General features: G+C 60.1%; 30 protein-coding genes and 1 pseudogene. 1 reads left to right on the plus strand and 30 read right to left on the minus strand.

All coding sequences use genetic code 11. From position 1 onward, the window contains the following. Positions 1-65: 65 nt before the first annotated feature. From AC3IT9_RS15975 to AC3IT9_RS16100, 26 genes and pseudogenes are all read right to left on the minus strand, one after another. On the minus strand, positions 66-1,100 hold the full coding sequence (locus tag AC3IT9_RS15975) for a phage late control D family protein (RefSeq protein WP_489270342.1): 1,035 nt from the start codon (positions 1,098-1,100) through the stop codon (positions 66-68). Between the two features lie 52 nt (positions 1,101-1,152). Then, the gene (locus AC3IT9_RS15980; protein ID WP_108217354.1) at positions 1,153-1,359 is read right to left on the minus strand and encodes a tail protein X; all 207 of its coding nucleotides are present in this window, start codon (positions 1,357-1,359) and stop codon (positions 1,153-1,155) included. After that, positions 1,334-2,191, minus strand: a complete 858-nt coding sequence (locus AC3IT9_RS15985) for a phage tail protein (RefSeq protein WP_489270343.1) — start codon at positions 2,189-2,191, stop codon at positions 1,334-1,336. Before AC3IT9_RS15985 ends, AC3IT9_RS15980 begins: the two co-directional genes overlap by 26 nt. A 9-nt stretch (positions 2,192-2,200) precedes the next feature. Next, positions 2,201-4,555: a phage tail tape measure protein gene (locus tag AC3IT9_RS15990; protein ID WP_489270344.1), complete on the minus strand. Its 2,355-nt coding sequence runs from the start codon at positions 4,553-4,555 to the stop codon at positions 2,201-2,203. A 142-nt stretch (positions 4,556-4,697) separates the two neighbouring features. After that, on the minus strand, positions 4,698-5,006 hold the full coding sequence (locus AC3IT9_RS15995; RefSeq protein WP_151213731.1) for a phage tail assembly protein: 309 nt from the start codon (positions 5,004-5,006) through the stop codon (positions 4,698-4,700). 11 nt (positions 5,007-5,017) lie between these two features. Further along, a complete protein-coding gene (locus tag AC3IT9_RS16000) occupies positions 5,018-5,521 on the minus strand; it encodes a phage major tail tube protein (RefSeq protein WP_489270345.1) in 504 nt (167 codons plus the stop codon). Between the two features lie 12 nt (positions 5,522-5,533). Further along, positions 5,534-6,697 carry a phage tail sheath subtilisin-like domain-containing protein gene (locus tag AC3IT9_RS16005; protein WP_489270346.1) on the minus strand — a complete coding sequence of 388 codons (1,164 nt, stop codon included), beginning with the start codon at positions 6,695-6,697 and terminating at the stop codon, positions 5,534-5,536. A gap of 102 nt (positions 6,698-6,799) precedes the next feature. Continuing rightward, on the minus strand, positions 6,800-7,387 hold the full coding sequence (locus AC3IT9_RS16010; RefSeq protein WP_489270347.1) for a hypothetical protein: 588 nt from the start codon (positions 7,385-7,387) through the stop codon (positions 6,800-6,802). After that, positions 7,387-9,696, minus strand: a complete 2,310-nt coding sequence (locus tag AC3IT9_RS16015) for a phage tail-collar fiber domain-containing protein (RefSeq protein WP_489270348.1) — start codon at positions 9,694-9,696, stop codon at positions 7,387-7,389. The genes AC3IT9_RS16010 and AC3IT9_RS16015 overlap by 1 nt, the downstream gene beginning before the upstream one ends. Next, the gene (locus tag AC3IT9_RS16020) at positions 9,689-10,300 is read right to left on the minus strand and encodes a phage tail protein I (RefSeq protein ID WP_154859743.1); all 612 of its coding nucleotides are present in this window, start codon (positions 10,298-10,300) and stop codon (positions 9,689-9,691) included. Before AC3IT9_RS16020 ends, AC3IT9_RS16015 begins: the two co-directional genes overlap by 8 nt. Before the next feature lies 1 nt (position 10,301). After that, positions 10,302-11,180, minus strand: coding sequence for a baseplate assembly protein (locus tag AC3IT9_RS16025; RefSeq protein WP_489270349.1), 879 nt, complete (start codon positions 11,178-11,180; stop codon positions 10,302-10,304). Then, a complete protein-coding gene (locus AC3IT9_RS16030; RefSeq protein ID WP_043302559.1) occupies positions 11,177-11,503 on the minus strand; it encodes a GPW/gp25 family protein in 327 nt (108 codons plus the stop codon). The genes AC3IT9_RS16025 and AC3IT9_RS16030 overlap by 4 nt, the downstream gene beginning before the upstream one ends. 13 nt (positions 11,504-11,516) lie before the next feature. After that, the gene (locus AC3IT9_RS16035; protein WP_489270350.1) at positions 11,517-11,738 is read right to left on the minus strand and encodes a hypothetical protein; all 222 of its coding nucleotides are present in this window, start codon (positions 11,736-11,738) and stop codon (positions 11,517-11,519) included. A 57-nt stretch (positions 11,739-11,795) separates the two neighbouring features. Continuing rightward, on the minus strand, positions 11,796-12,356 hold the full coding sequence (locus tag AC3IT9_RS16040; RefSeq protein ID WP_489270351.1) for a phage baseplate assembly protein V: 561 nt from the start codon (positions 12,354-12,356) through the stop codon (positions 11,796-11,798). Beyond that, a complete protein-coding gene (locus AC3IT9_RS16045) occupies positions 12,323-12,874 on the minus strand; it encodes a hypothetical protein (RefSeq protein ID WP_489270352.1) in 552 nt (183 codons plus the stop codon). The genes AC3IT9_RS16040 and AC3IT9_RS16045 overlap by 34 nt, the downstream gene beginning before the upstream one ends. Further along, positions 12,867-13,232: a head-tail joining protein gene (locus tag AC3IT9_RS16050; RefSeq protein WP_489270353.1), complete on the minus strand. Its 366-nt coding sequence runs from the start codon at positions 13,230-13,232 to the stop codon at positions 12,867-12,869. The genes AC3IT9_RS16045 and AC3IT9_RS16050 overlap by 8 nt, the downstream gene beginning before the upstream one ends. Continuing rightward, entirely contained in the window at positions 13,229-13,549 is a 321-nt protein-coding gene (locus AC3IT9_RS16055) for a capsid cement protein (RefSeq protein ID WP_489270354.1), read from the minus strand. Before AC3IT9_RS16055 ends, AC3IT9_RS16050 begins: the two co-directional genes overlap by 4 nt. Positions 13,550-13,618: 69 nt before the next feature. Further along, positions 13,619-15,697, minus strand: a complete 2,079-nt coding sequence (locus tag AC3IT9_RS16060) for a ClpP-like prohead protease/major capsid protein fusion protein (protein WP_489270355.1) — start codon at positions 15,695-15,697, stop codon at positions 13,619-13,621. Then, positions 15,636-17,180, minus strand: a complete 1,545-nt coding sequence (locus AC3IT9_RS16065) for a phage portal protein (protein WP_353740887.1) — start codon at positions 17,178-17,180, stop codon at positions 15,636-15,638. The genes AC3IT9_RS16060 and AC3IT9_RS16065 overlap by 62 nt, the downstream gene beginning before the upstream one ends. Continuing rightward, positions 17,177-17,389 carry a DUF6148 family protein gene (locus tag AC3IT9_RS16070; protein WP_056724288.1) on the minus strand — a complete coding sequence of 71 codons (213 nt, stop codon included), beginning with the start codon at positions 17,387-17,389 and terminating at the stop codon, positions 17,177-17,179. Before AC3IT9_RS16070 ends, AC3IT9_RS16065 begins: the two co-directional genes overlap by 4 nt. Beyond that, complete coding sequence (locus tag AC3IT9_RS16075; protein ID WP_489270357.1) at positions 17,380-19,461, minus strand: phage terminase large subunit family protein; 2,082 nt, start codon at positions 19,459-19,461, stop codon at positions 17,380-17,382. Before AC3IT9_RS16075 ends, AC3IT9_RS16070 begins: the two co-directional genes overlap by 10 nt. Next, positions 19,424-19,978 (minus strand): terminase small subunit, encoded by a 555-nt coding sequence (locus tag AC3IT9_RS16080; RefSeq protein WP_223530629.1) that lies wholly within the window; start codon positions 19,976-19,978, stop codon positions 19,424-19,426. The genes AC3IT9_RS16075 and AC3IT9_RS16080 overlap by 38 nt, the downstream gene beginning before the upstream one ends. Before the next feature lie 161 nt (positions 19,979-20,139). Then, complete coding sequence (locus tag AC3IT9_RS16085) at positions 20,140-20,880, minus strand: hypothetical protein (protein WP_151213747.1); 741 nt, start codon at positions 20,878-20,880, stop codon at positions 20,140-20,142. Between the two features lie 81 nt (positions 20,881-20,961). Next, positions 20,962-21,285, minus strand: a complete 324-nt coding sequence (locus AC3IT9_RS16090; RefSeq protein ID WP_151213748.1) for a phage holin family protein — start codon at positions 21,283-21,285, stop codon at positions 20,962-20,964. Positions 21,286-21,919: 634 nt separating this feature from the next. Continuing rightward, entirely contained in the window at positions 21,920-22,174 is a 255-nt protein-coding gene (locus tag AC3IT9_RS16095; protein WP_151213749.1) for a hypothetical protein, read from the minus strand. 407 nt (positions 22,175-22,581) lie between these two features. Continuing rightward, a pseudogene (locus AC3IT9_RS16100) lies at positions 22,582-22,794 on the minus strand (cytochrome d ubiquinol oxidase subunit II); the annotation flags it as partial. 639 nt (positions 22,795-23,433) lie between these two features. On the opposite strand from AC3IT9_RS16100, the gene AC3IT9_RS16105 reads away from it, so the two are divergent. Beyond that, a complete protein-coding gene (locus tag AC3IT9_RS16105; protein ID WP_489270358.1) occupies positions 23,434-23,748 on the plus strand; it encodes a hypothetical protein in 315 nt (104 codons plus the stop codon). 337 nt (positions 23,749-24,085) lie between these two features. Here AC3IT9_RS16105 and AC3IT9_RS16110 read toward each other — a convergent pair whose 3' ends face one another. From AC3IT9_RS16110 to AC3IT9_RS16125, 4 genes are read right to left on the minus strand one after another with little or no spacing between them, the layout of a single operon-like run. Then, positions 24,086-24,475 carry an antiterminator Q family protein gene (locus AC3IT9_RS16110; protein ID WP_178082417.1) on the minus strand — a complete coding sequence of 130 codons (390 nt, stop codon included), beginning with the start codon at positions 24,473-24,475 and terminating at the stop codon, positions 24,086-24,088. A gap of 4 nt (positions 24,476-24,479) precedes the next feature. After that, positions 24,480-24,800: a hypothetical protein gene (locus AC3IT9_RS16115; protein ID WP_151213751.1), complete on the minus strand. Its 321-nt coding sequence runs from the start codon at positions 24,798-24,800 to the stop codon at positions 24,480-24,482. A gap of 39 nt (positions 24,801-24,839) precedes the next feature. After that, a complete protein-coding gene (locus tag AC3IT9_RS16120) occupies positions 24,840-26,117 on the minus strand; it encodes a tyrosine-type recombinase/integrase (RefSeq protein WP_150755800.1) in 1,278 nt (425 codons plus the stop codon). Next, a complete protein-coding gene (locus tag AC3IT9_RS16125; protein ID WP_150755820.1) occupies positions 26,114-26,323 on the minus strand; it encodes a hypothetical protein in 210 nt (69 codons plus the stop codon). The genes AC3IT9_RS16120 and AC3IT9_RS16125 overlap by 4 nt, the downstream gene beginning before the upstream one ends. Positions 26,324-26,330: the final 7 nt, after the last annotated feature.

Raw genomic sequence — 26,330 nt, forward strand, 5'->3', positions numbered from 1 at the left:
GGCCGCTCCTTTTAATTCGGGGTTAAACCCTCTTTGACCCGGGGCGACTCATACGCCCTGGGCAATCAATCGGCCACGTCGAGCACGACTTTCTGCGGCTTACCGGAGGCCTTGGCCTTGCCCTCCTTGCCACCGTTGCACTCCACCGACACCGTCCATCCGGACGGGGTGAAGGTGTGATCCACCGACTCCACCAGGTATTCACCATCGAGCCCGCGCTTGAAGCCTTGCGCCTCAATCATGATTTCGGCAAACAGGTCGGTCCGCCCAGGCAGATCAAGACGCACCGAGGCGGTGGATCGGTTGAACGCCGCCAGGCGCGCCTTCGCCGCCTCGTCGGCCGCCGTGCGGTCCGGGTAGATATGCCGATCAGTGTGCACCGGCGGCAGGCCCTCGGGCACGTTGGGATTGTCCAGGTGCGAAATCAGCAGTTCGCCGCTGGCCGAGTCCTGGTACTGGGTGCTGACCCCTTGATGCGCGCTCCGGTCGCTCAAGCGAAATTGCCAGCGGGTCACGTCACTGCGCTGCAGGGTGATGACCGCCAAGTTCTTGCCACTGGCGCTCTGCCCGCCCTGTCGCGGCAGGACCAGCAGCTTGCCGTCGGCCACCTTGGCGGTGCAGTCGTGTTTTTTGGCCACCCGGGTGATGAAATTGAAGTCCGACTCATTGAGCTGATCCATGCGCGGCACCCGGGTATCGACCGGACACGACGGCTGCCAGCCATTGCGCGCGGCGACGTCGCCCACAATCTGCGCCAGGCTGACATCCTCCCAACTGCCGCTGCGGGTGGTTTTGCCGCTGCCGCGCATGTCGCTGGCCTTGCCGCTGATCACCAGTGTGTCCGGCGGGCCGGAAACCGCCACCTCATCCACGGTGTAGCGGCCCATGCGCGTCAGGTCGGCGCTGGCATAACCCAGATAGACCTCGATGCTCGCGCCACGCACGGGCAGCGACACCGCCCCGTCGCGATCATCAATGCGCAGCTCGAACGAATCCGAGGCCACGCCGGGCCGATCGGATAGCTGCAGCGAGACCAGTCGATCATTGATCAAAGCCGTGATGTCGGCACCGTCGGCGACGATGCGGAAAAGTGGTTGCATGTCGGCACCTCAGACAAAAAAAGGCCCGCACTCGGCGGGCTGGATAACGGGATCAATCCCACAACGAAATGACGCTGTCAGTCTCGACCACCAGGTCCGGCAGCCTGATAAGCACACCGGCCCGGAACGGCTGTGGCTCATCGGCCAGGCCCTGATTGGCTGCCAGCACCGCCTCGACGCTGCGGTTCAGGTGGCCGTAATAGTGGTGACACAGGGTGTCGAGCAGATCCCCGTCAGCTGTTCTGCAGGTCATCGCCATAGCGGACAAACTCCAATGAAAAGCCCTGCTTGCGCGGGATCGCCCCGGGCAGTAAGGCGCTTTGCTCTTCTTCAATATTGGTCAAACACCAGTTTCCCAACACCTCGCCATAACCGGTGGTCAGGTTCAGTGGCAGCAACTTCGCGCCGATGCTGCGCAGCGTTTCCAGCTGCTTCAGCCCACCTTTGAAACTCGGGTAGATCGCGCCCTTGATGGTGATTTTTTCCTCACCCAGGCCCACCGCCTGTTGCGCCGGGCGTCGGGTCAGGCGTTCCTGCGCGGCCCAGCGAAACGACGTCTGCCGACGCAGTTCGTCGAATGCCGCCGTGTCTAGGTTGAAGTAATACGGCCGCTCATTGGCCTTGAGCGGATAGATGATCAGCAGGTGCGGGAATGGCTTCACCGCCTCGGGAATCGGCGTCATGTCGCCAGCAAACCATTCCGTGGGGAAAATATTGCCCAACGCGGCATTGGCCTTGCCGGCGACCTTATTGAATGCCGCGCCAAACCGGCCGATCTGTTGGGTCAGCGCGGTAAAGTGCTCATCAAACTGGGCCAGCGCGCGCTGGGTCTGGTTGTAGAAGCTGGCGACCTTACCAATCTTGGCCTGCGCCGAGTTGATCGCATCCTGCAGACGCCGGGTCTTGTCGCTCAGGTCCTCGCTGATAAAGGGCAGACCTTCCAGCGCATCGGCCGCCCCACTGATCTCATTGAGCGCGCCATTCATGGGTCCAGTCATGGACTCCAGGTCAGTGCGCCCAGCCTCCCCCGCATCGACCATGTACTTCAGCCCGCCTTGCAGGTGTTCCAGGTAAGTTTTTTCATCCGCCATTTCACGTCCTCAACCCACGTGGGGTGCATCAAACAACTGCCGGGCACGTGCTTCCCGGGCGAAGTCTTCAAACTGACGGCGCAGGTACGGCATCAATTCTTGGACCAACTGTGCCGGGTCTTTCACATCGCCGTGCACCTGAAAAACCGGGGCCGGGGCGAAGGTGAATTGCTGATCGACCTTCGGCCATTCGGGTGTCTTTGTTGCGGTGGTCGACATCAATGCTGCCGCCGTGACCGGCGCGGCGGGGGCGCTGTCCATCGAGCGCACGACCGCGCCAACCCCTTGGCCGGCGGCCATGGGAAAGATGCCAAGCGGCGTTTTCGGCAACACGGCTGGCGTGTCCGGCCCGCCAAACAACGCCTTGCCCATGGTCGCGCCCACATCACCGCCGCCCCATGCCCCGAGCCAGGCACCGATCATTCCGCCCACTGCGGTGCCGAGCAGTGGGATGACCGAACCGATGGCCGCTCCGGCCGCTGCACCCGCCAGTCCACCGGCCAGGCTACCCGCCGCCTCGCCATAGCCTTCGGCCTTTTCATCGCGAGTGGTCGCGTTCTGGTAAGTGTCCAACACCTGAACGCCGGCACCGACCGCCGCCAGCGCACCGCCCACTTTCATGAAGCGGGCACTGCGGGATGCCCGACTTCCGGGACCTTTTCCTTTTCGACCTTGATCGTGATCCAGCCCGTCGTCACCGACGTCATTCGCGTTGGTCACGAACACCCGCTGCACGATGTTGGACCGATCACCGGCCGAACCACGGGCGATGTTCATTAGCCCCCGGCCGATCTTCAGCGCGGCCCAGGCCTTGCCCAACACCAACGCACCGGCAGTGAGTGCCGCCAGGCCCAGCACCGCCTTGGGCGTCTCCTCGGACAAGGCGGTCAAGCCACGGGCCGTCGCACCGATACCGGTGGCCAGTGCATCCGTCGCCGGGCGCAGGGCATCACCAATGGCCCGCAGCGAATCGTTGAACGCCTGACCGGTTTCGGCCCAGCGTTGCGCAGACGTTTCACGGCGCTCGCCCAGGTTCTTGTCGAGAATGTCCTTGCGCGGGCCGTTGGGGTCCGCGGCGCCTTTTTTCAGCTCCGCGTAGAATTTTTTGTTCTGGGTGTACGCCATCAGGGCCGTCTTGACCTGCATGTCGGCAAACAGATCGCCGGTACGCAAAGTGGCAGCCAAGGCATCGGCCATCGCTTGCGCCTTGGCCGGATCGGTCTCCTGGCTGATCTGGGTCAGCCCCTGATTCAACTGCTTGGCCTTTTTCGGATCGGTCTTTTCCACATACCGGCGAGCCAGTTCAAAACTGGCTTCAAAGGTCGACAGGCCCTTGCCAATGGCGGCGTTCATCGAGCCCTGATAGTCGATCCCGGCATCGGCATAACCTTTGACCGTTTCCCCCGAGCCGATTTTCGCAATCCAGTTTTTCAGATTGTTGGCCGCCTCATCGGCACTGCCGGCGCTCTTGATCTGCACCTGCAGCATGGCGCCCAACTGAGTCACCGCGTCCTGACCGGTGATGCCGCTGCTGGCCATCTGCGCCAGCAGTTCCGGAAACCACTTGGCCATGTCGGCGGCCTCGAAGCTGCCTTGCTGGCCCAACAACGCGACCGACGCCAAGGCCTGTTCCATTTTCTGGGGATCGGTGATCTTGGCGTTGTTCTGCATCGCCAGAATCATCTTCGCCGTGTCGGTGCCCGACGCGCCCTGCCCGACTGCAAACTTGGCCGCCGCCGGGGCATACTTCAGCGCTTCGGTTAAATCCATGCCGCCACCGACCAGTTGGTTCACCAGGTCCGCTACCTGGGAGTTGGCCATGCCAGTGTCTTTTGAGGTCTGGACGATGTCCCGCGCGGTGTCCACTTCCTGTTGGGTGTTGGCGGTACCGGACTTGATCGCGATGTCGCGAATGATCGCCTGAAAATCCGCGCTGACCTTGGTCGGCACCGCTGCCAGTGTGGTACCGGCCACCGCAGTGCCGAAACCGCTGCGCAGGCTCTCCCGCCCCTCTTCGACCTGCCCCATGCCTTTGGCTTTGAACTCGGCACTGCGCACCACCTTGCCCAGCGCCAGATACTCCTGACGCAGGCGCCCGACTTCGACACCCTGCTTGCGCAGGCTGTTGGTGTTGGTTTCCAGTTTACGCAGCAATGAGTCGGCATTGGCCGCCCCGCTGTCATGGGCTTTTTTCCATTCATCGCGCAGACGCATGGTCTCGCCGATAACTTTCTGCAAGCCCTTGGCGCGGGTGGTTTGCGCCTCAAGCTTTTTCATTTCGCCGCTGACGTTCTTGAAGGCAGCGCCCAGGGATGAATCCACAGCGCCGCCAATCACCAGCCCGAGCGAGAGTTTGTTCGCCATGCGGAGTACCTCTATGCAACGGGGATGGGCTCAGTCCGTGAGCCACCAGACCATCTCGGAAAACGACAGCCCCTGAATCTCGGCCGCCGAGAAATTCAGCTCGACGGCCAAGCGTTTGGCCAAGGCCTTTTGCAGCCGGGGGTTAAACCCCGTCGTCTGCTCCCAGACGAAAATAAGCGGTCTGCAGACGACGGTAATCACGCATCAGCAGCCCCTCCAGATCGCCACGGCCGATGCTCGCCAGGCTGCAGAACAAGACCATCTCCTGCTCTTCTTCGTTGCTGCCACCCTGCAGGGTGGCGGCGCGCATCTCGCGCACCGTCGGTTCGCGCAGGGTCAGTTTGTCGACCTGAATGCCGTTGGCCTGACTCGGCCGGGACAGGGCCACGGTGGCAATGCCATCACCCAGTTGCAGCCACTTGGGCAGGACGTTGTCTTTCACGTTGCTCATGGTGTTGCTCCTTACATGCCCAGGGCAGACCGCACAGCGGCCAATTGGTCGACGCCGTCAATGACGCGGATCGAGTTGAGGGGATCGATTTCAAACATCACGCTGCCGTCGATTTCCAGCTTGTAATAGGTCACCGCGACGGCGTACTTGAACTCGCCTTTTTCACCCGGTTTCCAGTCCCCCGGATCGACTTCCTTGAGGCTGCCACGCAGGGTGGCGACCACCGACTTGACCGAACCTTTCTGGCCTTTGAAGGCACCGCGGAACGAAGCGTTGAACCCGGTCAGGTCGGCCTGGCCGAAGAACTTCAGCACCTCGCGGCGCACGCCGTTGGTGATAAAGCTGGCTTCGAGCTTTTCGGTGCCCATGTCGATCTCGATCGGCGCGTCCATGCCGCCGGCGCGGTACTCGTCGGTCTTGAGGGTCAACTTGGGCAAGGTCAAGCTCGGCACGTCGCCTTGCAGGCTGATACCGTCGACAAACAGGTTGGTGTTGTAGAGTACTTCCGGAATCATAAAGCGGCCTCCTTAGGCAGCGGTGTCCAGCACTTCAGTGATCCACTGATCGGTCACCTCCACGCGGAAGTTCGGGTTTTCGGCCGGCGGTACGTCGGTGAAACGAATGTTCCAGTACACCTTGCCGTCGCTGAGTTCGCTGGAGGTGTTCAGCTCTTCGTCGGCATACACCTCGAAGTTGATGATCGCGCCCTGATTCTTCAGGTCGCGCATGAACGCCTGCAGCCCTTCGGTCACGTCCTTGACGTAGGTCGCGGTGATCGAGCGGTCGACCGCCCACTTGTGCGCATAGAGGATGGCGTCCATGACGATGTCCAGCGTGCGCACGCGGGTGACGAACTTCCATTTCGGATCGCTGGACAGCGTACGGTTGCCCCACAGGCGATAGCCGTCATCCCGAATGATCGTGGTGATGTTGGCGTTGTTCAGCAGGTTGGCCCGGCAGGAGGCATCGCCGTCGAGAAACTCGATCGGCCGCGTGGTGCCGGTGATGCCGACAAACTCCTTGTTCGACGGCGAGGCCCAGAAGCCGTAGGTGGCATCGGTCCAGGCAAACAGGCCGGCGGTCCAGGCCGACGCCGGTGCATTGACCGTGGCACTGCTGCCGGTGTCCCAGAACTGCACGCCCGGATCGACCATGTAAGCGTGTTTACTGCCGAAGTTGTCGGCATAGGCCATCGCGGCTTCGTCGGTGGTGTTCGGTCCGTCGATGATGGCCATGGCCCGCATCTTGTCGCCCAATGCCACCAACTCAGTGGCCACCGCCAGCGTCGACGAGTACCCCGGAGTCACCAACAACCGTGGCTGGGCGTTGAACTTGCTTTTGCCGTTGAGCAACGCCTGCATGCCGGTACGGGTGCCGTCGGCCCAAACGCCGCCGATGATCGCGGACAGCTGCTCGGCCGGGTCGTCCAACAGCGGCACCCCAACGGCGACAATCACCGCCTTGGAGCGCTTGAAAATGGCCTTGCAGTCCTGGGTGATCGCCGCGTCCGGGCCCCAGGCGGCGACCGCTTCGCTTTCGCGGGTGATCAGCAGCAATTCGTTGGCCGCCGCGGTCGCCGGCGGCGCCACGGTGAAGGTGTTGCACAGGCCGATGATCGACGCGGACGGGGTGGCGATATGCCGGGCGCCGGTGTCCACCAAGGTCACGGTGACGCCGTGAAAAAAACTCATAGAGTGATGCTCCAGAAACGAAAAAGCCCCGCATAAGCGAGGCCGTGGGGATGTGCGGTGACGTGCAGCATGGAAAAGAAAACGCCCCGGCAATGCGGGGCGTCAGGGCGCAGTGCGGGTCGATCCGTCCGGCTTTAACGGCCGTTTATCACTGGCTGGAAAGTCTGGCGAAAGAGGCCAGGCCCGCAGTTCATTGCGGTAGGTGCGCCAGGCGACTTCGGTGTTCAGCGCAGCCGGGTCAGCATCCAGATGCTTGTCGATCTCTCTGCCAGCCCAGTGCAGTTCATTTTCGATCCACGATCGTTCTCGCCGGCTCTGAAGCGCCAGATCGAGCGCGGCATCTAATACCCAGTCGAGACCATCCCAGATATAGGCCGAACTCGGTCGCGGCAAGGTCGTCAGCTCGGCCGGTAACTCACCCGGCATCGAGTGCGTCACCTCGGCACCATCAGTGGTGCGGAAAGCCACACCCCGGAAGTCGGGCACGACACCCCATGCATCCTGCTGCCTAACGACCACCTGTTGTTCCGGAGCTTGTGGTGGTTCATCTAGCGTTGCGCCAGCCGGCAGACCGCAGCCACGGCTCACATAGATTTCGTTCTTTCCGAGGTATTCACCAGTGGTTTCACTGAACGTGTAAACGTCGATCCACCCACTCTCATCAAAAAAGCCATTCACTAAAGTAGTCATCAATACATCCTGCAGATGTAGTTGTAAGCCACGTTGCGCATACGGGTTTCCGTACTCACACGGGCGACAGCCGATGGATTGAAAGTTACAGACATGTTGCCCGTTGTACTGACTCGTGGTGCAGCAGGTATATCACTCGTCATGTAACCAGTAGCCGTAAATACGCCGGTCGCGGTATTCACCAGCAACATCGAATCATCGTCCTGTAGCCTGAGTTCACCCGTCATGTTTTGTAGCGTGTCGAGTTGAAGGCTCAACACGGCGCGCCCATAGTCGGGGTCGATTCCGCGCCCGCCATCCAGACCACGAATCGACTCGGCGCGCATGTCTGGCAGCATTCCAGTGGGATACACGGCTGCCAATGCCGGGTACCACTCGACATTGAACGGCTGCCCCCCCATCAAAACGCATTTGTCGGGTGGCGTAGCGGTTGGCCATGGAAACGGCACGCCGACAGGGACGGCAAAAATGGAAGCAGGATCAAAATTGCTCTGGGTCCAGATATGCCCTAAATCCTGCGCATCAACCTGTACTTTTATTTGACCCGAGGCGTTGTGATAGCCGATGTAGATTTTATTGGCGTCTTGACCCGCCCCCCCGCCTTGCTGCACGGGAGTGAAGCCCAACGCAGGTTGGTACGCGGCAGGGTCAAAGTTACTAGTGTCCCAGCCCGTTACCCACGCACTGAATACGTATCCCTCTGGGGTCTGAACGCCGCCACGAGTAATAGTTGTACCGGTGTTATAGCCGATGATTTGTTGCCAGAGGGTGTCTTGACTGACCGTAACCAGCATGGGGGAGAATTGACCGCCCTCTGGAACGTTCGGGCCGGGGTTCACTCGGTAAATACCCACGGTGGTGACTGTATTTAGATCGGTGCCGTCGGGAAGGACAATCCCCCCGTGACCGATGCCATAAGCACCCGTGAGCAATACACGGCCTGGCGTGTCATCTTGGGGGTAGATTTGTTTAACCAAATTGGTTGAGTCCCAGATGCTTTCCCATTCGCCCCAAACACCGGCAGTCAAGGCCCGGCGGTGTAGGGTGTGGTCGGCATTCCCATAAATCTCCTGGAAGGCGTATTGACCTGGTGTAATCGCCGAGACGCGAACCCAACCCTCATAGATCCCGCCTCCTGGCCCTCCTATGCCATTGCTGATGAAATAGAGGGCCGTCTCCGCGTTCAAGACACCGATGTCAACATCACTGACCGCATAGGCGGGCCCGCCCCAGCCGAACGCTCCGACTTTCATCAGCACATCAGGCGTTTCATCGTGCAGATGGACCTGCACAGCAGCGGTCGCGGCGGTGCCCAGCCCGAGGTTATTCCGAGCCTCGACCACATCCGCAACATCGCCCAGGTTTTCACTCACCGCCAGGGCATCGGTGATGCCGTAGCCGTCTAGGGTGGTCGGGTTGGAGCCAGCGATCACACGCCCAAGGGCATCGACGGTGACACTGCGAAAAGTGCCCACACCGCCCCCACTGCCGCCTGCGATCATTTCAAACTGCAAACCGGTGGTGCCGAGGGTGATCGGCGCGTCGGTGACCAACTGCCAGAGGCTGTCGCCGTTGGTCGTGCCCTGCTCGACGTGGATAAACAACCCCGGTGTCACTTCCAGGCTGTTGTCGGCATCAGCGGCCCGCGTCCAGCCTTCGGCGCTGACGACATAGACACCGTTGTTCTGGGTCTCTGCCTGGGCGGTCACCAGCACGCGATCACCGGCGGCCACGGCCACGTCATCGATGGTCTGCACATTGCTCAGGGTGATGGGAACCGTGGCCGCCACCCGCGCTGACTGTTTGTGATCCAGCTTGGCCAGCGCCTCACTGATAGCCAGGTCGACATATTCACGCGTGGCCAGCACCACCGCCGGGTCAATCTTCAGCACGATGTTCGCCGAGCTGCTGACGATGAAGTTCATCCGCACCACTTGGGTTTTGCCACTGCCCTGGTCCAGCAATGGTTTATAGCTCGGTGCGCAGTTGGCCACCGCCACCAGATCACCGTCGACATCGTACAGGCCGATCTCGCGAATCCACTCACCGCCCACTTCCGGCGGAATGATCTGCTCAGTGATCACCGTGTTGGGATTGGCCGGATCGACGCGGATCTGGTTGATCGGCGCCCGGCGCCATTCGTTGATCAGCTGGGTCTGCAGGCGATCGGGAATCGGGTCGGTGCCGTTGGCATCGCCCAGGCCCATCTCGGTGAACATCCAGTCCAGGCCCATGGCTATGGCATTGGCGTGCTTGGCTTCACCGACTGCCGTGAGAATGGCAAAAAACTGACTGGTTTTATCAATCATAGGGATAAACGTCCAAAGTATCGGTTTCATCGACGCAGAGCGCCGGGCCAAAAGTGCCGGTCACGTCGATGTCTTTCGGGGCCGGCGGGTACACGTCGATCTCTTCACCTTCTTGCACGCACACGGCAATGCCCAGCACCCCCTCGGTCTGCAGGCTGAGCGCCAGGTTGGTCATGTGCCGGCTGACCGGACGGGCGTCGTCGATCAACCACGCCAGTTCCTCGTACAGTTCCTCGGTGATGCCGGCGTCATTCAGGCCGACCTCTAGGGCGAAGGTGCCGGGCACGCCTTCAGGCACGGTGTCGAACCACTCGACCACGTCGATCAGGTAGCCCAAAGGCTCGACCACCCGACGCAGCGCACCGATGGTGCCTTTGCGTGCATGCACGTCGTACGCCGAACGGATTGCCGTGCGCTTGGCCTCCTGCGTCCAGTTGTTGTTCCAGCGATCCACCGACCATGCAGACGCCAGATACGGCAACAGGTGTTCAGGGCAGGTATCGGCGTTGTACAAACTGCGCAGCGGAATCAGTGTGTTTTCATAGTTGGCCGCTTCCACAGCCAACTCCAGCGGCGTGCTGTTGAGCGGCAGCTGAGTACTCATGTCAGGCCCCCAGGATCACGCTGTAGCCCGTGCAGTAGGCTGCCTCGGCCTTGCTCGGTTTGATGTCAGTCCAACCCAGCAGCTCGACACGGGCTATCCCGGGAACGTGCAATTGCGCATCGATCCCCGAGCGCGCCACTTCGAGACCCAGGCGGCGGCGTGGGTTGATCCACTCACTCAGGCGTTTCTGGCTTTCGGCCAGGTAGGCTTCGTTTTCGGGCCCCGGTGCCTGCGGGTACAGCACCGCTTCAATGTGGTAGTCGATGACCACAGCGCTCTGCACCGTGAGGCGGTCGGCCACCGGCCGCACGTCTTCGTCATTGAGATGCAGCCGGACCTCTTCCAGCAGTTCCGACGAGGCCGCGCCGCTGCCTTCCAGGCTGAGCACGGTGACCACCACCACGGCCGGTGACGGACTTTCCGCCGTGGCATCGGCCACCAGGCCCGAGGCGTTGCGCGCGTGCAGGATGTAGCTGTTACGTGGTCCCGCCGTGGTCAGCCCCTCATACGACAGCTGGACCCGCTCGCGCAGGGCATCGTCCTCTTCGAGCACCTGTGGTGTCGGCGGCACCGTGCTCGGATCTCCCGCCTGAATCACCAGGCGTTGCAGGTTGACGTTGGCGGCCAGGTGATCGAGGTCGGCACGCTCAGCATGGGCCAACAGCAAGGCCTTGCCCGCATCGTTGACCCGCGCCCGGTTCTGCAAGGCGCCATACGCGGCCTGCTCGATCAACTTGAGTACCGGGTCACTTTCCAGCTCCGCGCTCCAGTTGTCGCCCATGCTCAGGCGGAAGGCTTCCAGTTTCTCCTGGTAAACCTCCTCAAAGTCGAGGTCCTCCAGCACTTGCGGCGGCGGTAGGGCCGCCAGTTCCATGGTCATGCGGACACCTCCAAAGTCACGTCGCTGCCCAGGTACTGCCCGGTCAGCTCAAATGTGATACGCCCGTCGAGGATGGCCACGGCGCGCACCCGGCCCAGCTTCAGGCGCGGCTCCCAACGCCCCAGCGTGCTGGCCACCTCGGCCTGCACGGCGCTTTTCCAGCCGTCATTGACCGGCAGGTCGACAAAGCGCCGTAGCTTGCTGCCGTACTCCGGGCGCATGCGTCGGCTGCCCAAGGGCGTGGACAAGATGTCCTCGATGGACTGGCGCAGGTGATCGAGGCCGGAAATGAGTTGGCCGGTGCGGCGGTCCAGTCCGATCATCCCGATCATGGGATCAGCCCTCGATCGCGACAAAATCCTTGCGGCCATGCAAATACTCGATCGCGACCGTGTCATCCGAGGCCACCGCGACCTGCCCTTTTTCCACTTTCAAGGTGCGCTCGGCCTCCAGCAGAATCAGCACCCGCGAGGTATACAGCGTGTCGCGAAAGAGGCTAAGCGTGGCCGGCGCGGGCGCCTCACTGGCGGCTGATACTTCCTTGGTTTTGCTTGTCATGGATTTACTCCAGGTATAAAAAACCCGCACGCGGCGGGCTGAAGGTGAATGTTTCACTCAATGCGAGTGGTTGCTGCTGTTGCCCCCGGCGTCCATGATCGTGCCGGCGCCGGTGATGTCGCCGGATACACTCAGCGCACCGTCGATGCTCACCTCACCCGCCAGGGTGATCTGGCTGGCCGTCACCCGGACTTGCTCCGGCGTCACGTCAAGCTGCGAGCCACCGACCGTGATCGTCGCGCTACTGCCGTTGGGCAAATCGATGCTGTAGCTGCCAGCTTGCCAGTCATAAACCAGCGAGCCGCCATCGTCGAAGTACCAGGCCTCGACGTGATCGCGGTTATCCGGGGGTGCCCCGGCGTTGCCATACAGCCCCGGGATAAAGGTGCCCATGGCCGGATCACCGCTCGGGCTGAACAGCGCGCCCTGCTCATTCGGGCTCGGTGCACGCCAATGACGGGCCTTGCCGGCGGCCAGGCTGTGCCAGCGCACCCAGGCACTGACCCAGGTTCCGGCCTTGACCCGCACCCGCCCGGCCATCAGATCTACACCAACCACCACGCAGGGCAGCAGCATGGCGGCGATCATCCGGTCGTGTTCGGCGCTGGCGTATCCCATGCCAGATCCTCCGGTTGAAAGTAGTGATCTTCATTGCCGGTACCGGTGCAGCCATCGACGTTCAGGTACAGAGAACCCGGCGGCTCGACTGGCCATAACCATTCGGTTTCGCCGATCTGGAATATCTGCTTCCACTCAACGATCCACACCACAAATTGCGCCAGCTCCGGCATCGAGTCGTCCGGGAATGCACGCACCTCCTGTACCTCTTCGACAAAGTCCAGACCCCAATACTGCCCGCGCAAAATCTTGCTGATCTCAGCGGCCAGAATGGCGGCCTGCAAGGCCGCTTTGCTGATGGTCGAATCGACCATGATGCACACCTGAAAGCGGCCGCTCAGGGAGGTTTTGCCGCTGCCATTGTCGGCGGCTTCGCCGATTTCCGTCAGGGCGAACAACACCGCTGGTAGACCGACTTCAGCGTTCAGTTCAGGGAACGCCTCGACGCTCACCACCGACGGCAAGCCGGCGCGGAACGTCGCCTCGATCGCGTTGTGTAAGGTCGTCAGCTCATCCATTGTTCAAACTCAGTATGAAAGTGACCATGCCGGCGCCGTCCGGCTCGCGCTTGCTGACCTTGTAGCGACCGCCGCCCTGCTCCGCCGGTAGATCGATGGTAAGAAAGGTGTCTTTCTCGATGCCCACTGCATCCACCACGCGGGCGGTGAAGGTCGGCGCCAGGACGTTATCCGTCACGATGGCATTGCCCAGGCGCACGCTCTTCGATTTGCCGCCAACATCCGCACCGACAAAGGGCGAGAAGAACGCACCGGACAGCGGCAGGCCGTCCGGCTTGATGGCGCGATCGCCGAGGCGACCGACCAACACTGCATCCATCCGGGCCGTGATGTCGCGAAAGCGGCCCAGCGTGGTCACTGGATCAACAACGCTTCGGCAATACCGCCGACCGGAGCACTCATCAGCTTGCCGAATGGCACCAAATCACCGGTGGCCGTGAGCGGATCAATCAGCACGCCTGCTTGCAGAGCCACCTTTTGCCCCTGCAGCAGCGCTGCATCGGCAGGCAGACGCCAGACGCCGTCGAGATGGCCGACCAAGACGTCACCCGCCACGCCACTGGCGATCGGGATGACCACCGTATCAACCAGCACCAACGGCACCCCCGCCGTCGCGCCACCGTCTGGAGCCACAAAAGTCAGCGTGCTGCCGGGACCCGAATAATTCTTTGACATGCGAATTTCTCCTGTACAGAAACAACAAACCCCGCTCGCGGCGGGGGTGCTTAGGGAACTATTCAACCGTTAACGGCTGGCTTTCGCAGGTGGCACCACACCGACTGACTTGTTCAGACCGCGATAATCCAGCGCCGCGACCCCGGCATCGATCCGCACCTTGCTCGTCACGCCATCAATGGTGAAACCCTGCTGCTGCTCCATGTAGGGCTGTTCAACGCCGTCCAGGTAAGCGACTTCGATGGTGTCAGCACCTTGGCGGGCGGCCTCATACCAGGTGACCGGCGAATCATCGTCCAGGCGTGGCTCGGCGATCACCGTGGCGAAATTGCGGATCGGGTTGTCGATGCCAGCATTGGTGTCGACGCCAGGCACCGACGCCGAGCGGATCAGTTGGTTGGTCTTGTCTTCCAGCGCCACCGGCACCAGGACAAACGCCGGGCGAATGTTCAGGGTGCGGGCCTTGCCACCCTCGACCTCGGTTTTCTGCAAGGCCATGGCGGTCTTGGCCTTGCTCAGCGCCTCAATCGACATATTGGCGCCGGTACCGGAGAACAGGTTGTTGCGCTCGACATCGAACAGCGCTTTGCCGTCGCTCATCACCGGCGAATGGATCAGCGTGTCATAGACCAGATCGCCGATGGTGCCGCGCGCGGCCAGACCCATGTTGTAAGGCACCGTGCTCAACTGGTCGAGGTCATCATTGATGATCGCCTGCCGGGTGATGCTGAACATCTCACCGTAGGTTGCCAGGCGGATTTTTTCGCCGCGGTCATTGGTGGTGATGTACTTGTATTCAGCCCCTGGGCGAACTTCGCGCAGGCTCGGAAACGCCCCCATGCCGACCCGGGACGCCACCTTGAAGTCACTCAAGCGGCCCTTTTTGGTCCACAAGTGATAGGTCTCCGGCGCCTCGTCCCAGCCGAGCAGGACCGATTTGGCGGCGCTGTCCACCAGGATGTTGCCGAAGTCGCTGGAGTCATGGGTGAACGCCAAGCCGACCATAGCCATCGGATCAAGGGTGGCCACGAGAATGCCGCGATCATGCAGCGAGGCGCGGGCCAGTTCGCGCAGGCTCATGTGGTTATAGGCGTTGTCTTTCTGGTTTTCCGCCTGACCCAAACGACCGGCCAACGAGGCGCGCACCGAATCGCCAACCAAGTTGCCGTTGCTAATGTGGCCATGGTGGTGAGGTCCACCCGTTGGGGTGGTAGTCGAGCCCAGCGCAACCAGCAGTTTTTCCCGCGCCATCTCGGCCGTACAGCTCAGGTCATTGAGGCAGGTGTTGAGCAGCTCGGTGTGGCTGGTGACCAGCGAGCCACAGAACGCGGCATTGATCGCCGTACGGCGAGCACCGTCCGCCGCCATGACCTGGGCACGCATTTGATCCAGGGTCAGCGCGACCGGCGCCGGATCGACCGCCGGGGCTGGGGTTGGGGTTGGTGCTGGGGTTGGAGCGGAAGCCCGCGGATCGAACAGATTTTTTGCCGAGGTAGGCATATTGGTGAACTCCTGCATTCGTTTTGAAGTGAGTTGAGCAGCCGCCTTGAACGGATCAAGCACCTTGTCAGCGAAACCGGCGGCCACCGCTTCGTTGCCATCCATCCAGGTTTCAGCCTTGAGCAGCACCTGGATGTCCTCGATCGATTTGCCTGACTTGCGCATGTACGCCTGAATCAGCGTGCTCTCGACTTTGTCGAGTAAATCGGCGTACTCGCGCATGGCATCGGCATCACCGACCTGACCACCCCACGGCTTGTGAATCATCATCATTGCGTTGGCCGGCATGTTGATTTCATCGCCGGCCATGGCGACCACGCTGGCCATCGAAGCGGCGAGACCGTCGATGTACACCACGACCCGGGCCGAATGGCCGCGCAGCAGGTTGTACATGGTGGTCCCTTCAAACACGTCACCACCCGGCGAGTGGATGTGCAGGTTGATCTGAGACACATCGCCCATGGCGGCCAGATCGCGGGCGAACTGTTTGGCCGTAATGCCCCACGCGCCAATTTCGTCATACAGCATCACCTCGACCACCCCGCGTTGCAGCGCGGCGCTCAGTGAGTACCAGCTTTCGCCGGGTTTATTCGTCGGGGTTATCGAGGCTCTCGGCCTCATCAACGACAGGTTTTTTTGGCTGTTCATCGGTTTGCGTTTTTCCATAAATCTCGTGATAGAAGTCCGAACTGAAGACCAGTCCCTGCTCCCGGTTGGTTTTGATTTCCGAAGCCCGAGAACGCTTGAGTTCCTGCGGATTGCGCTGCCGCGCCCGCGCCACTTCCGACTCGTCGGCAAAGCCGGCCTCGACCAGGATCTTCCAGGCATTGGCCTCATGGATCGGGTTGATCCAAGGCATCACCGGCCCTTGGTAAATCGCGCCAAACACCGTGTCCGGATCGACGTCGACCGGCACTTGGATCACCCCACTGGCGATCGCCATGTGCAGCCATTCGCGATAGACCGGGCGACTCCAGTAGTCGATAAATTCGTGCTGCAGCAGGTCATAACCCGCCTGCCCCTCGACGAGCTCCTGACGCTGTGCGGAATAGGTGCCGTCGTAACTGCGCGCCACACTGGAGTAGGTGCCCCGGGTGCCGGCGGCCACGGCCTTGAGCTGACCGTTGCGAAAGCCTTCCAGAAAGGGGTTGGGCCGATTACTTTCGATCATGCCGACGTCTTCGCCGGGCAACAGGCCGTCGAACACCATGCCCGGACCGATGGGAATGCTGCGGGCGCTGACGCTCTGACCATTCACGGCAGACGGTGCGGTGTAGTCGTCCGGCGTCCCTTTCTTGATGTACATGGCCAGCGCCGCACTGATGCGGGCGGCGACCCGTTCGCTTTCCTCGTAATCCTTGATGTCCGCCAGGCGGACTAGCACGGCATGTAGCAGCGGCTGCCCGCGGTTCTGACCGATGCGCTTTCGGTGCGCGATGTGAATCATCTGCTCGGCTGGCACACGCTTGGTGGCCAGGGTCAGTTGGTAACCGGCGGCGTGCCCGGGGTGATGCTTGACCAGGTGATAGGCACGGACCCTGCGCCACTGATTGCGCTCGATCCCCTGCACAATGCCCTTGGCTTCATCGTTGTATTCCCACGGTAGATAATCCGGCTCCAACAACTCCAGGGCGAAGGGCACCACGTTCAAATGCTCATAGCTGGGCACTCGCCCCTTGAGCTTCTGCGCCAAGGCTTCGCCATCGCGCAGCCAGGTACGGCACACCTGTCGCTCCATCTGCGGGCGGGACAGCTCGCCGGACGTTTCCGGGTGCAACGACCATTCGGCCCAGCGGGCCTTGATCTGCGCCGCAAACTCCAAGTGCACTTCCCCTGCGTAGCTCAAGGGAAACGGCTCGACCGCGATGCCCATGCCGCCCACCACGCGCTCTTCCAGGCGATCGAACAAACCAGTAACGATGTCGTGGTCTTCGTCCAGCTTGCGGCATTGCTCGCGCAGGGAACGCGCCGAACGCTGCAGCGAGCGGTCCGCGCTGGCGGATTGTTTCTTGGCCTGGTGCGTGCGAGTCATCTGCGCAGCTTCAAAGGCCATGATCTTGTGACGGGCATGCAGACGTTCAGCCACCAGCCCCGGAAACACCGGGGCCAGCACGCGATCCAGCAGGTTCATCGGAATGTCGCCAGGGCGTACGGCGGCTGCCCCGCCGCCGCTGACTGTTGCGCTCGCACCCGGCGCTCCCATTCCAGTCGGCCGGCTCGGATTTCTTCCAGGTCATCCATGATCAGCTTGCGACCGTTAAAGAGGATTTCCTTGCCCTGCAGGATGGCCAGCTCGGCCTCCAGATAGCGGTCCACCATGTCTTGAGCGGTTATAGCCATGCGCCTTGTCCTGTATTAAGCCAGCCACCCGACTCGGCGGGCTGGTCGGGTGAATGTTCAGGCTCTACCTCAGGCACCGACACCGTGGCTGGTATCAGAGCGGCAACGGTGGCCGGGTTGCTTTTTTGCTCGATACTCACCGGCACAGCCCAGATGCCTGACGGCAACTGCTGCGCGAGCAGATCGAGATTCATGCCAAAGCGCTGCTGCGTTATGCGTAACGCCGCCAAGGCGTACACCAGGCAATCGAGCGCTTCGTTTCGTCGCCCGCCGGCGTCCCAGCGCTGGACGCGCTGGTGTTTGACGATCACCCACTTGCGGCGCTCGGCAGTCAGTTGCCGCAACTCGTCTTCGCCGCAAATCATCTCGTTAGCAGGCAGGTGGATACAGCCAGGCACAGGCGCACCCGAACCGTCCGGCTGCATCTTGAGACGGCCATAAATCAGCTCTTTGGCATTGTCGGTACCCACTTCGACCAGATACGCTCGTCCGCCTTTGACCTTGGTTTTCTTACGCGGCCAGGTCGCTATTGGCTTACCGTAGGTCGAGGCACCGAACACGGGGATTACCCACTGTGTGCCGTGCTTGATGCATTCCTCACGCACTTCATCGCAGTAGTGACCACCTTGGTCCCAACACCAACGCTCGACGCCCAAAACCGTGCCATCCGCCCGGGTGAAGGTCTTGTGGATCTCGATGCCGACCTTGGCCCGTAGCTCGATGCTACCCGGGTCACCTTGCAGCACGAACTTATGGACCAGCCACGCTTCCTCACCCGCGCCAAACGCCCAGACCCGGCCTTCATAGCGGTCGTCTTGGGTATCAATACCGCCGAACAGGGCAACCGCTTTGGCCGGCACTTGCGGGTAGATCTCCCGGCGCGCGTGCAGCTGCTGCCATTCCAACTGCTCGCCTTGGTCCTCTTCCCACGCTTCGCCTAGGGTGGTGTTGACGAAGGTTTTGAGCTTGCCCCGATCCTTCTTGATCTTGAGCCACTCGGTGACGACTTCAGCCCAGGTCACAAACTCCGAGTACACCGTCCAGATATGGAAAGTCACCGAGCGCGGCGGCTGTATTGATTCGTCTGCAGCGCTGAACCAGGCCATGCCGTCACGCGTCCAGATACCCGTCCGCTCGCAGATGTAGCGACCGTTGACAGATGCCGCGACCATTTCGTGGTATTCGAAGGTACAGCCATGGCCCGACTCGCACAGGTACCAGGCCTTAGTCACCTGCCCTAGTTCATCCACGGCCCACTTGATACCGAACGGCGTAGCCGGGTCGCCCCACTTCAGATACTGCTCGGTACCGCAGCACGGGCACTTGATGTTGAAACGCAAAAAGTGCGGGGAATCATTGGCCGCCCGCGTGATCTGGCAGCCCTCCCCCGAGGTTTCCTCATTGTCGTCAGCGACAACCACTGTCGTCGGGGTCGATCCGCGTATGGATTTTTTGAACGTGGCACCTTCCAAGCGTTTGTCGCCAAGAATGGTCGGGGCCCCCTCACCCTCGATGTCCGCGTTGAACTTCGACAGCTCGTCATAAATCACTTCATCCGGGCTTTTCTCCCGGTAGTTTTTTGCCGCCGTGCCACCCAGGCACCACAGCATCTTGGCGTTATCGAACCGTTTTTCGTCCAGTGTGTTATCGCGATGCTTGACCCCATACCAAGGCGCCAAGGCGCGCACCACGGGACTGTCACGAATCATCGTTTCGATGTGCCGCTTCATCATGCCGTCAGCGTCGCCATCGGTTGGGCACCAGACGATGACGTTGCGTTTCTTGTGCTGGACCTTGTAGCCCATGTTGGCCACCAGCATTTTGGTGTAGCCAACCCGCGCCGATTTCAGCACGTTGACTTCACGGATCAGGTCGTTGCCCATTGCGTTGAGAATCGCGACCTGAAAAGGCGCTGTCGTCCAATCGCCTTCCTGATAGGACGACTCGGACGACAGATAGAAATGCTCATCGGCCCATTCAACCGCTGTGCGCGGCGGCTCTTTATAGAGGCCGGCGAGTCCCTTGCGGACACCCTCAACCAGCGCCCTCATCCAAGGTGTCGACAAACTCATCAAGCAACTCCGGCAATAGATCAGCCAAGCCGACCGCATCGTTACGCGTCACGGCGACTTCGCGCTGGATCGCCTCAAGGTGACGCACCTCGATGTCGGGACACTTGCGCTTGACCTTCAAATGCACGGTGTCGAGGGTTGACCCGAGCTTTGCGCTCAGACGAGACAATGCGAACAAGCAAAAATCAACCGGTACCAGCCTCTTGGCCTTAACCTTGTTTCGCATTTCCTGAGCGTCCGCCTGCTCAGTTGTTAGTCGCAATTTTTGCTGCGCCTGTTTGTATTCAATGAGCGGATCGAGCGGATCACCGTTGTCGTCGACAGGTTGGTCTTTTGTCACCTGATGCTTGAGTCGGTTATCCAGCACAGACCGGACGTCGTAGAACACGTCGCGGCCGATCTTCGCAACGGGCTGAACGCCCCATTTATCAAAGGCCTGAGTCGTGATACCGAGGCTGGTAGCCATGCGCGACTTGTTGAGCCAATGAGGCTCGCGGGAGATGGTCGGATTGGCCATGGACTAAACAACAACCTCGATTCAAAAATGGGTCATATATAGCGAAGCAGCGGGGCCCGAATTACCCCCTAGCCCCACCCCCCTCGGGAGGACCCGTTAAATTCGTGCCAGGCAAACAAGTCAAGCATTACGGCCAGAAAGTGGCCTTTCTTTGCCTGCGATCACGGCTTCGCGGTGGCCATCGCATCGGCAAATGCACCGCGGAACTCGGCGCTGTAGTTGGCCTTGCAGATGTTGTTCGCGATCTTGAAGAACGGGAAGATCGTGCGGTACATCGGCGCGCTCCGGCTGAAGACAAACATCGGCCTGACGGCATCGCCGAACGCCGTCTCTTTGCGCTCCCACACACCAGCCGTTCCCCCGACAACGCCCGAGAAATAACTCCTGGCATTGCCCTTGCGCTGACTGCGCTTGCTGTTGGAGGCGTTGGCCTGATAGCCACGCGAGGTTTCGGCAGCCCCCAAGCCCGACAAGATCCGAGTCATCGTTCCTCGTGAAACGTTGCCATACTTGTCGAGCACATTGGGATTAGGGATTGCGAACTGGCTGGACTTCATAAAGCCGCGCGCGATCAGGGCTTTTTCAAAGCGCTTATGCGGTCGTGGCCCGCCCCTGACAGTCTGCTGAAGATAGGTATCAGCGGGAATGCCCGAGGTCCAAGAGTCCTTGAAAAAAACTTCGGCCGGCTTACTTTTGGTGGCCATTCTGACAAACAAGCTGTTCATCGTAGTCCGAGTTGGCCGGTCCAGACGCTGCGCCATGACGGTCAGTTCGCCCTTCTTGACCCGCTGGGCCAAGCGGGTCGCGGTCAGGGCAAGCACATGCGGAATGTGCTTTTTCTCCAGCTCCAGCAGCGCCTCGGACACGGGCAGCATGTCGGGTGTGATTTTGATTTTGACCATTTAGTTTTCCGCAATAGCCGAGCCATAGCTGTCTGGCGGCCCGTTGAGCGAGTCATAGCAGGCCATCACTGCTTTACCTCGCTATGAATTACGGGAGTTGATACCAGCTTTCCGGGCCAGAAACTGGGTGTACAAACCGCCGGTTACATCAGCACCGATGACCGCGATTACAATGCCCAGGCCGGCGGCAAGATAAAAGTTGCTCCACAGCGCCATCGCGAGCAGCAGCGTGGCCATACCCAACAGGCCAGACGCAAGAAAACGCAGCGCAACACGCTGGAGGATCTGCCGAAGACCAAGGTCAGAACCTGAGGCTCTCAACATCTCCCCAGACAAACCGGCCATGCTCAACAATACCAACAGCCAAAGTGGCACATCGGCGAGAGCCTGATGCTCTGTGTTCATCTGTAGTCCTCGAATAGGTCCGGCCTCCATGTCACTGTCATCCGCTCGAAGCAAAGAGCCAGGCATAGGGCCGAAAACGAAAAAGCCCCGCTCGATGGCAGGGCTTATAAAAAGGCACAAAAAACCCGACTCAATAGTCGGGCTCTTGAAAGGCGTCTCGCTGCGTTCACAGCAACACACGCTGCTATAAAAGCAGGTCTATTCCGTGCGGAAAAGGTCTTTCCGCGTGTATGAGAAAATGCACTCACTTTGACCACGCGTTTGCATCCCACCTAACCATCGGCTGCATGGAATTCGCTCATCATGCTTTTTCCATCATGGACAGAAAATAACGCATGTCAGTCGTGCGCCTCAGACAGTATTCGGCCACAAGCGGTCATTCAAGCTTGATCGAATCAACGAATGGCTTGGCGAGGAGGTAGTGAAGTTCAAGCCCATTGAAACCGATGCCTAGCCTCAAACGGGCCGGCCTTCAAGATGAAATCTGTGAGTTTGCGATTTTGGATACTCATTGCAGATTCCTCCCGGTTCGATCAATCCGCATCCCTAGTTTCGTGCGCTGCCCAGCGCGGGGTGAACATTGAAGCACAAGTCCTCAGCAGGCTCCCCCTGAAGCAGCACCATCTATTCGGCCCTAGGTTCGGGATACTGGGCTACCTTTTTGTACGGCCTCCGCTTCGGCGTTTTGCACCGCGCATTGAATATAGCCATACAGCTCCACGCAGGCATCGGTATAGGCTTTGAGTGCCTTATCGGCCGCTTCACGGGCGGCGGGCAAGTCTTCGGGAGCGGCCACTTCGCGGACCACCAATGCCTTATACCAAGCCGCTTCGGCTATCTGTACCGGTCGCAGGCCGGGCTTGAGGTGTTCGCTGTCGATCATCGGCATGACGGGGCTCCTTTCAGTTCGTTGTTCGTAACGCGGTGGTACTCGCTTGGCCAAAGTCACGCAGAGCGTACCCCTGTCGAACAGCCTGTCAGTTGTCGGGCCAGATACGGCACACTTTTAGCTGCGCAGCATCGATGTTCAGGCTGGCCCCGATCACTGCGCGTGCTTCGTCTAAAGACAAAAAAATCAGCGGGGCTCTCATCTACTTTTACCGGACTCGTCAGAGCACTGCTCCAAGGGTCAACTCCATCGCCACTACAGCGGACAACGCCAGCATCATCACCAACGCGATAAACATCAGGCTCAACTCAGCGAGCTGCTTATAAAGGGGCATCGGCCGTTTCGTGATTCGAGCAATTGATCTATCAGTGGAAGCCATCACCAATTCTCACTTTTGCGTGGAACACCTAATAGGTCCAGAAGGCGAACATCAGGATCACCGGCAAGATGAACAGCGCGCCGATCAGGGCGAACAGCCGACTGGTGGCAAGTGATGCCGCCGCCCACAGGTTGACGGATGGCGGGATGATGTTCGGCCAGATGCTCAGTGCCGGGCCGATGTAACAGAGGAACTTCAGCACCAGGGTGAACACAAACGGCCATTGCGTATGACGTTGGCGCTGGCAGTTTCGGGTCGAGTTTTTCCGTGCCGAAATCATCCAGCGGTACGGCGTTGACGGTGTTCAGGATAAGGGGCATAGCACAGGGCGGGCTTGACCTGGGCAGCAAGGCGATGGAACTGCATGGTGGTGTCGCGCGTTTCATTTCTCACCCCTCGCGTCATACCGAATCTAGCGAGCCCCGCCGTCTCCATGATGTCCGGGACGACAGCTATTGCGGGTCCCAAGGGGTGGTGCAACTAATGAGCCATCTCAATAGGGCGAGGAAAAAGCTCAAATTAATTAACAAGCTGTTTCCGAGGGTTTCAAGCGAGAGAACGAGTGAGGGGGGAATATTCCTCAAATTTGGTGGTAAACGCCTGGTTGGGTGGGTGTAGTACCCCATTTATGGAGAGAGTAGCGACCCAGTTTCACCGACATCGGCCAGGAACGGACGTTTATAGATACGAGCACTGAACCCAGTGCCTGCTGAGATGCTTGTTCGCAACTAGGCTGGGTTCGCTGATGGATTACGCTGCCGTTGGTCGGCGCCTTGCGCAGCAGTGCGATAGAAAACTATAGGAATAAACTCTCGTGCCGATATCAGTGAGGCAAGACCTGAGCGCGCCTGACCTTGAACCTGAGCGAACGAGCACATTGATGAGTGACAAATCTTTGGAAGAAAAAGCGGCAGTGATGGTCGCCCCACATGAAACGATGGCCAGTATCGGACAGATCACTGCCGGGCGCGATGCCCTGCAACAGCGCCTGGACAAGGCTGATCGCGCGGTTCAGGAGCTTCAGGAGCAACTGGACTTGGCAAAGACGCTGATGACCCGTCTGCTGGCGGCGAGTTTTGCGTCGACCGGCAAATCTTCCGCGCCCCTGACAAACTGGGGGCTAAATGAGATCGACGTTGTCGAACGGGAGATGGCCTGCTATTTGAATCCTACCAATGAGGCGAGTGCCGCTTGATAGGTCGCGCACTGAATGCCTACAGGCCGCGTAGATACTGGCTCCAAGCAGAATGCCGCTGTTGGGTTACCACAGCGGTTACCCATCGCGGTGTACCCAACCTGACTGGGCCTGCATGATCGCAGGCCCTTGGCGTTTCAGGTTAGGGTTACTCATGGGTTACCCCCTCACCAGTGACTGCCGCACCCGTATCAATGGATGCAAGATTCAGTTCGGTTGATTCCGGTCCGCTTGAACGAAGGGTTAGGCCTCATGCTGCAACCTTACTTTGGTGGGACGGACTATCTATATTGGGTCGTTCTCTGCCTGTCGCGACAGGCAGCAATCGGCTAATAGCTTAAGCAGCTTTCCGCATTTCATCGACAGCACAATCGATCCACGCGATCCCGGCTCTCACTAATTCCCGCGTCTTCCCTTCACTTATGCCGTAGTGCTTGCCAACCCGAAGCATGGGCCATTTAGCACCGTAGTAAAGCCAAATAATATCGCCCATTTGTCGGTCACGATGTGAGAGCCGCGCAATCGCGCTATCAATAGCTCCGGCCCATTCATCTGTGATGCAATAGCTCTTGCTCGCCGACACTTGCGGCATCGCCTGACGCATTAGCGCAAAAGTCGGTGAGATATAGGTTGGGACACCGGCCCCATCCATCCGCCACCATCCCCACTGCTCCAGCAGGTATTCGGTATCACCCAAAGGTCGGCCTGCCGGCTTTCGAATCATCATGTTCTCAATCCCCTGTGTAATTTGTGCCGCCGGCACCGCGACGGTTGTTCATTTGGTGATACTCGGCCTGGTCAGATATCGACGATCTCTGCTTGAGCACTTCAATTTCACGCTGAGCCCGCTGCAATTTGAAACTCAACTGGGTGACTAACTCGTCCGAAGAAAGCACCAACCTGCTACCCAAAACAACCCAACCTGAGCCGTTGCATGCAGTACAAATCTGCTCATAAAACACCCCTTCCACTACCGCTTTGCGCTTGCAGATCGAGCAAGGCTCCAGCTCGATCCGCTCCCTCTTAATGCCAAGCCCCTGCCCTTTCTGCATGTTTGAATCCTCTTGTAAGATTAATTTCTGTTTTCGGCTTCAGGCCAACCAGCCCGAGGGGTCCAGGGCAACCGGCTTGCTCACGCGTCTTGCTCCTGTCTTGTCCTGCAATGCATCAAAACCCTGTGCGTCGAGCCAGCCGTGCCACCGTTCCAGAGCGTTGCGCTTTACCATCTCGCCCATTGCCTGAAAGTAAGTGCGCTCCAATTCGGTCAGGGCGTGGTTGAGTAGCAGCTTGCCCACCAGCGAATCGACACCGAGGTTGGCCCAGATGGAAGGCGCGAGTTTGCGCAGGTCGTGACTGGTCCACTCGCCCGCCCCCAACCGGGCAAAAATGGCAAAGGCCTGGCTGCGTGACATCGGGCGCCCCGCACGTGAAGTCGCCGGAAACAGGTACGCCCCGTCGTAACCCTCGGCCCGCTGCTGCGCTCGGTAGCGCTCCAGAAAAGTCACGGCCTGCGTGGTCAACGGCAACAGGTGGTCGCGCTTGGATTTCGTGTCATCGGCCGGGATGAACCATTCCCCCGCGTCCAGGTGGATGTTTTTCCACATGGCCAGACGGGTTTCGGTGATCCGCGTGGCATGGGTCAGCATCAACACCAGCAGCGTCACGGCCGCCGGTTCCGCGTTGAACGCTTCGCCCCATTCGGCCAGCAGGTCCACCACAGCGACGTGTCGCAAGCGCGCTCCCTTGGGCTTGATTTTGGCCTTGGTGAAGTGACTGAACGACACCCCGAGCAGTGGATTCACAGTGATCTTTTTCAGCGTTAAGGCGGCGCCGAACACCACCTTCAGTACGTCCAACACCGACTTGACGTAGGACAGGCTGTACTCGGCCTGCATGTGCCAGACCAAGTGTCGGTCCAAGGTATCGGCATTGAGTTTGCACAAGGGTAAATCACCCAGAGCGGGCAACAACTGGCAGCGGATCGCCGACAACGACGATCCCCGGCGGCTTTTGGACAAACTGTTATCGGTTTTCAAGCGCGCGGCGTACCACTCCAGCACCTGCCCGACCCGCTCCCAGCCATCCACTGTGGCTGCTGCCGTCGGATCGGCCAACAACCGGGCCTGCACTACCGGCAAGCTGTCGAGCATCACCCGCGCAGGCACGTCGGGCCAGTTGGCAGCCTTTTTCCATTTCGCGCCCTTGTCGAAACGCACCAGGTGCCAACTGCCTTTGCTGCGGTCGTGACGATAACGAAACCGCAGCGGGTGCCGCGGATCTTTCAGCTCGGTTATGGTCGGGTCGATGGCATGCTGTTTGATGACCGCATCAGACAGTTTCACCGTCAGGGTTTTCAACGGAGCAGTCATTGGTCATCGCCCCTTTTGCTAAGCAGGTCGACCACTTCAAATGTCGAGGGCCACATCCAAGCGCCGTAGCGCTCGGCCATTGCCTGGTCAACGAACAGCGCCAATGCGTGATCGGGGGTGCTGCCCAAGTCCACCTTGTACGAGCAGCAGAACACGGCAAACCGATAGTTTTCCGGATCCGGAGTAGCCAAGCGGCGATCGAGCATCTCCAAG

It is taken from the genome of Pseudomonas sp. KH_046_1 (assembly GCF_057839025.1).

Excerpts from the sequence above, each read along its gene's own strand:
- AC3IT9_RS15975 (WP_489270342.1), bottom strand. The coding sequence starts at position 1,100 with ATGCAACCACTTTTCCGCATCGTCGCCGACGGTGCCGACATCACGGCT.
- AC3IT9_RS15980 (WP_108217354.1), bottom strand. The coding sequence starts at position 1,359 with ATGGCGATGACCTGCAGAACAGCTGACGGGGATCTGCTCGACACCCTG.
- AC3IT9_RS15985 (WP_489270343.1), bottom strand. The coding sequence starts at position 2,191 with ATGGCGGATGAAAAAACTTACCTGGAACACCTGCAAGGCGGGCTGAAG.
- AC3IT9_RS15990 (WP_489270344.1), bottom strand. The coding sequence starts at position 4,555 with ATGGCGAACAAACTCTCGCTCGGGCTGGTGATTGGCGGCGCTGTGGAT.
- AC3IT9_RS15995 (WP_151213731.1), bottom strand. The coding sequence starts at position 5,006 with ATGAGCAACGTGAAAGACAACGTCCTGCCCAAGTGGCTGCAACTGGGT.
- AC3IT9_RS16000 (WP_489270345.1), bottom strand. The coding sequence starts at position 5,521 with ATGATTCCGGAAGTACTCTACAACACCAACCTGTTTGTCGACGGTATC.
- AC3IT9_RS16005 (WP_489270346.1), bottom strand. The coding sequence starts at position 6,697 with ATGAGTTTTTTTCACGGCGTCACCGTGACCTTGGTGGACACCGGCGCC.
- AC3IT9_RS16010 (WP_489270347.1), bottom strand. The coding sequence starts at position 7,387 with ATGACTACTTTAGTGAATGGCTTTTTTGATGAGAGTGGGTGGATCGAC.
- AC3IT9_RS16015 (WP_489270348.1), bottom strand. The coding sequence starts at position 9,696 with ATGATTGATAAAACCAGTCAGTTTTTTGCCATTCTCACGGCAGTCGGT.
- AC3IT9_RS16020 (WP_154859743.1), bottom strand. The coding sequence starts at position 10,300 with ATGAGTACTCAGCTGCCGCTCAACAGCACGCCGCTGGAGTTGGCTGTG.
- AC3IT9_RS16025 (WP_489270349.1), bottom strand. The coding sequence starts at position 11,180 with ATGACCATGGAACTGGCGGCCCTACCGCCGCCGCAAGTGCTGGAGGAC.
- AC3IT9_RS16030 (WP_043302559.1), bottom strand. The coding sequence starts at position 11,503 with ATGATCGGACTGGACCGCCGCACCGGCCAACTCATTTCCGGCCTCGAT.
- AC3IT9_RS16035 (WP_489270350.1), bottom strand. The coding sequence starts at position 11,738 with ATGACAAGCAAAACCAAGGAAGTATCAGCCGCCAGTGAGGCGCCCGCG.
- AC3IT9_RS16040 (WP_489270351.1), bottom strand. The coding sequence starts at position 12,356 with ATGGGATACGCCAGCGCCGAACACGACCGGATGATCGCCGCCATGCTG.
- AC3IT9_RS16045 (WP_489270352.1), bottom strand. The coding sequence starts at position 12,874 with ATGGATGAGCTGACGACCTTACACAACGCGATCGAGGCGACGTTCCGC.
- AC3IT9_RS16055 (WP_489270354.1), bottom strand. The coding sequence starts at position 13,549 with ATGTCAAAGAATTATTCGGGTCCCGGCAGCACGCTGACTTTTGTGGCT.
- AC3IT9_RS16060 (WP_489270355.1), bottom strand. The coding sequence starts at position 15,697 with ATGAACAGCCAAAAAAACCTGTCGTTGATGAGGCCGAGAGCCTCGATA.
- AC3IT9_RS16065 (WP_353740887.1), bottom strand. The coding sequence starts at position 17,180 with ATGAACCTGCTGGATCGCGTGCTGGCCCCGGTGTTTCCGGGGCTGGTG.
- AC3IT9_RS16070 (WP_056724288.1), bottom strand. The coding sequence starts at position 17,389 with ATGGCTATAACCGCTCAAGACATGGTGGACCGCTATCTGGAGGCCGAG.
- AC3IT9_RS16075 (WP_489270357.1), bottom strand. The coding sequence starts at position 19,461 with ATGAGTTTGTCGACACCTTGGATGAGGGCGCTGGTTGAGGGTGTCCGC.
- AC3IT9_RS16080 (WP_223530629.1), bottom strand. The coding sequence starts at position 19,978 with ATGGCCAATCCGACCATCTCCCGCGAGCCTCATTGGCTCAACAAGTCG.
- AC3IT9_RS16085 (WP_151213747.1), bottom strand. The coding sequence starts at position 20,880 with ATGGTCAAAATCAAAATCACACCCGACATGCTGCCCGTGTCCGAGGCG.
- AC3IT9_RS16090 (WP_151213748.1), bottom strand. The coding sequence starts at position 21,285 with ATGAACACAGAGCATCAGGCTCTCGCCGATGTGCCACTTTGGCTGTTG.
- AC3IT9_RS16095 (WP_151213749.1), bottom strand. The coding sequence starts at position 22,174 with ATGCCGATGATCGACAGCGAACACCTCAAGCCCGGCCTGCGACCGGTA.
- AC3IT9_RS16105 (WP_489270358.1), top strand. The coding sequence starts at position 23,434 with ATGAGTGACAAATCTTTGGAAGAAAAAGCGGCAGTGATGGTCGCCCCA.
- AC3IT9_RS16110 (WP_178082417.1), bottom strand. The coding sequence starts at position 24,475 with ATGATGATTCGAAAGCCGGCAGGCCGACCTTTGGGTGATACCGAATAC.
- AC3IT9_RS16115 (WP_151213751.1), bottom strand. The coding sequence starts at position 24,800 with ATGCAGAAAGGGCAGGGGCTTGGCATTAAGAGGGAGCGGATCGAGCTG.
- AC3IT9_RS16120 (WP_150755800.1), bottom strand. The coding sequence starts at position 26,117 with ATGACTGCTCCGTTGAAAACCCTGACGGTGAAACTGTCTGATGCGGTC.
- AC3IT9_RS16125 (WP_150755820.1), bottom strand. The coding sequence starts at position 26,323 with ATGCTCGATCGCCGCTTGGCTACTCCGGATCCGGAAAACTATCGGTTT.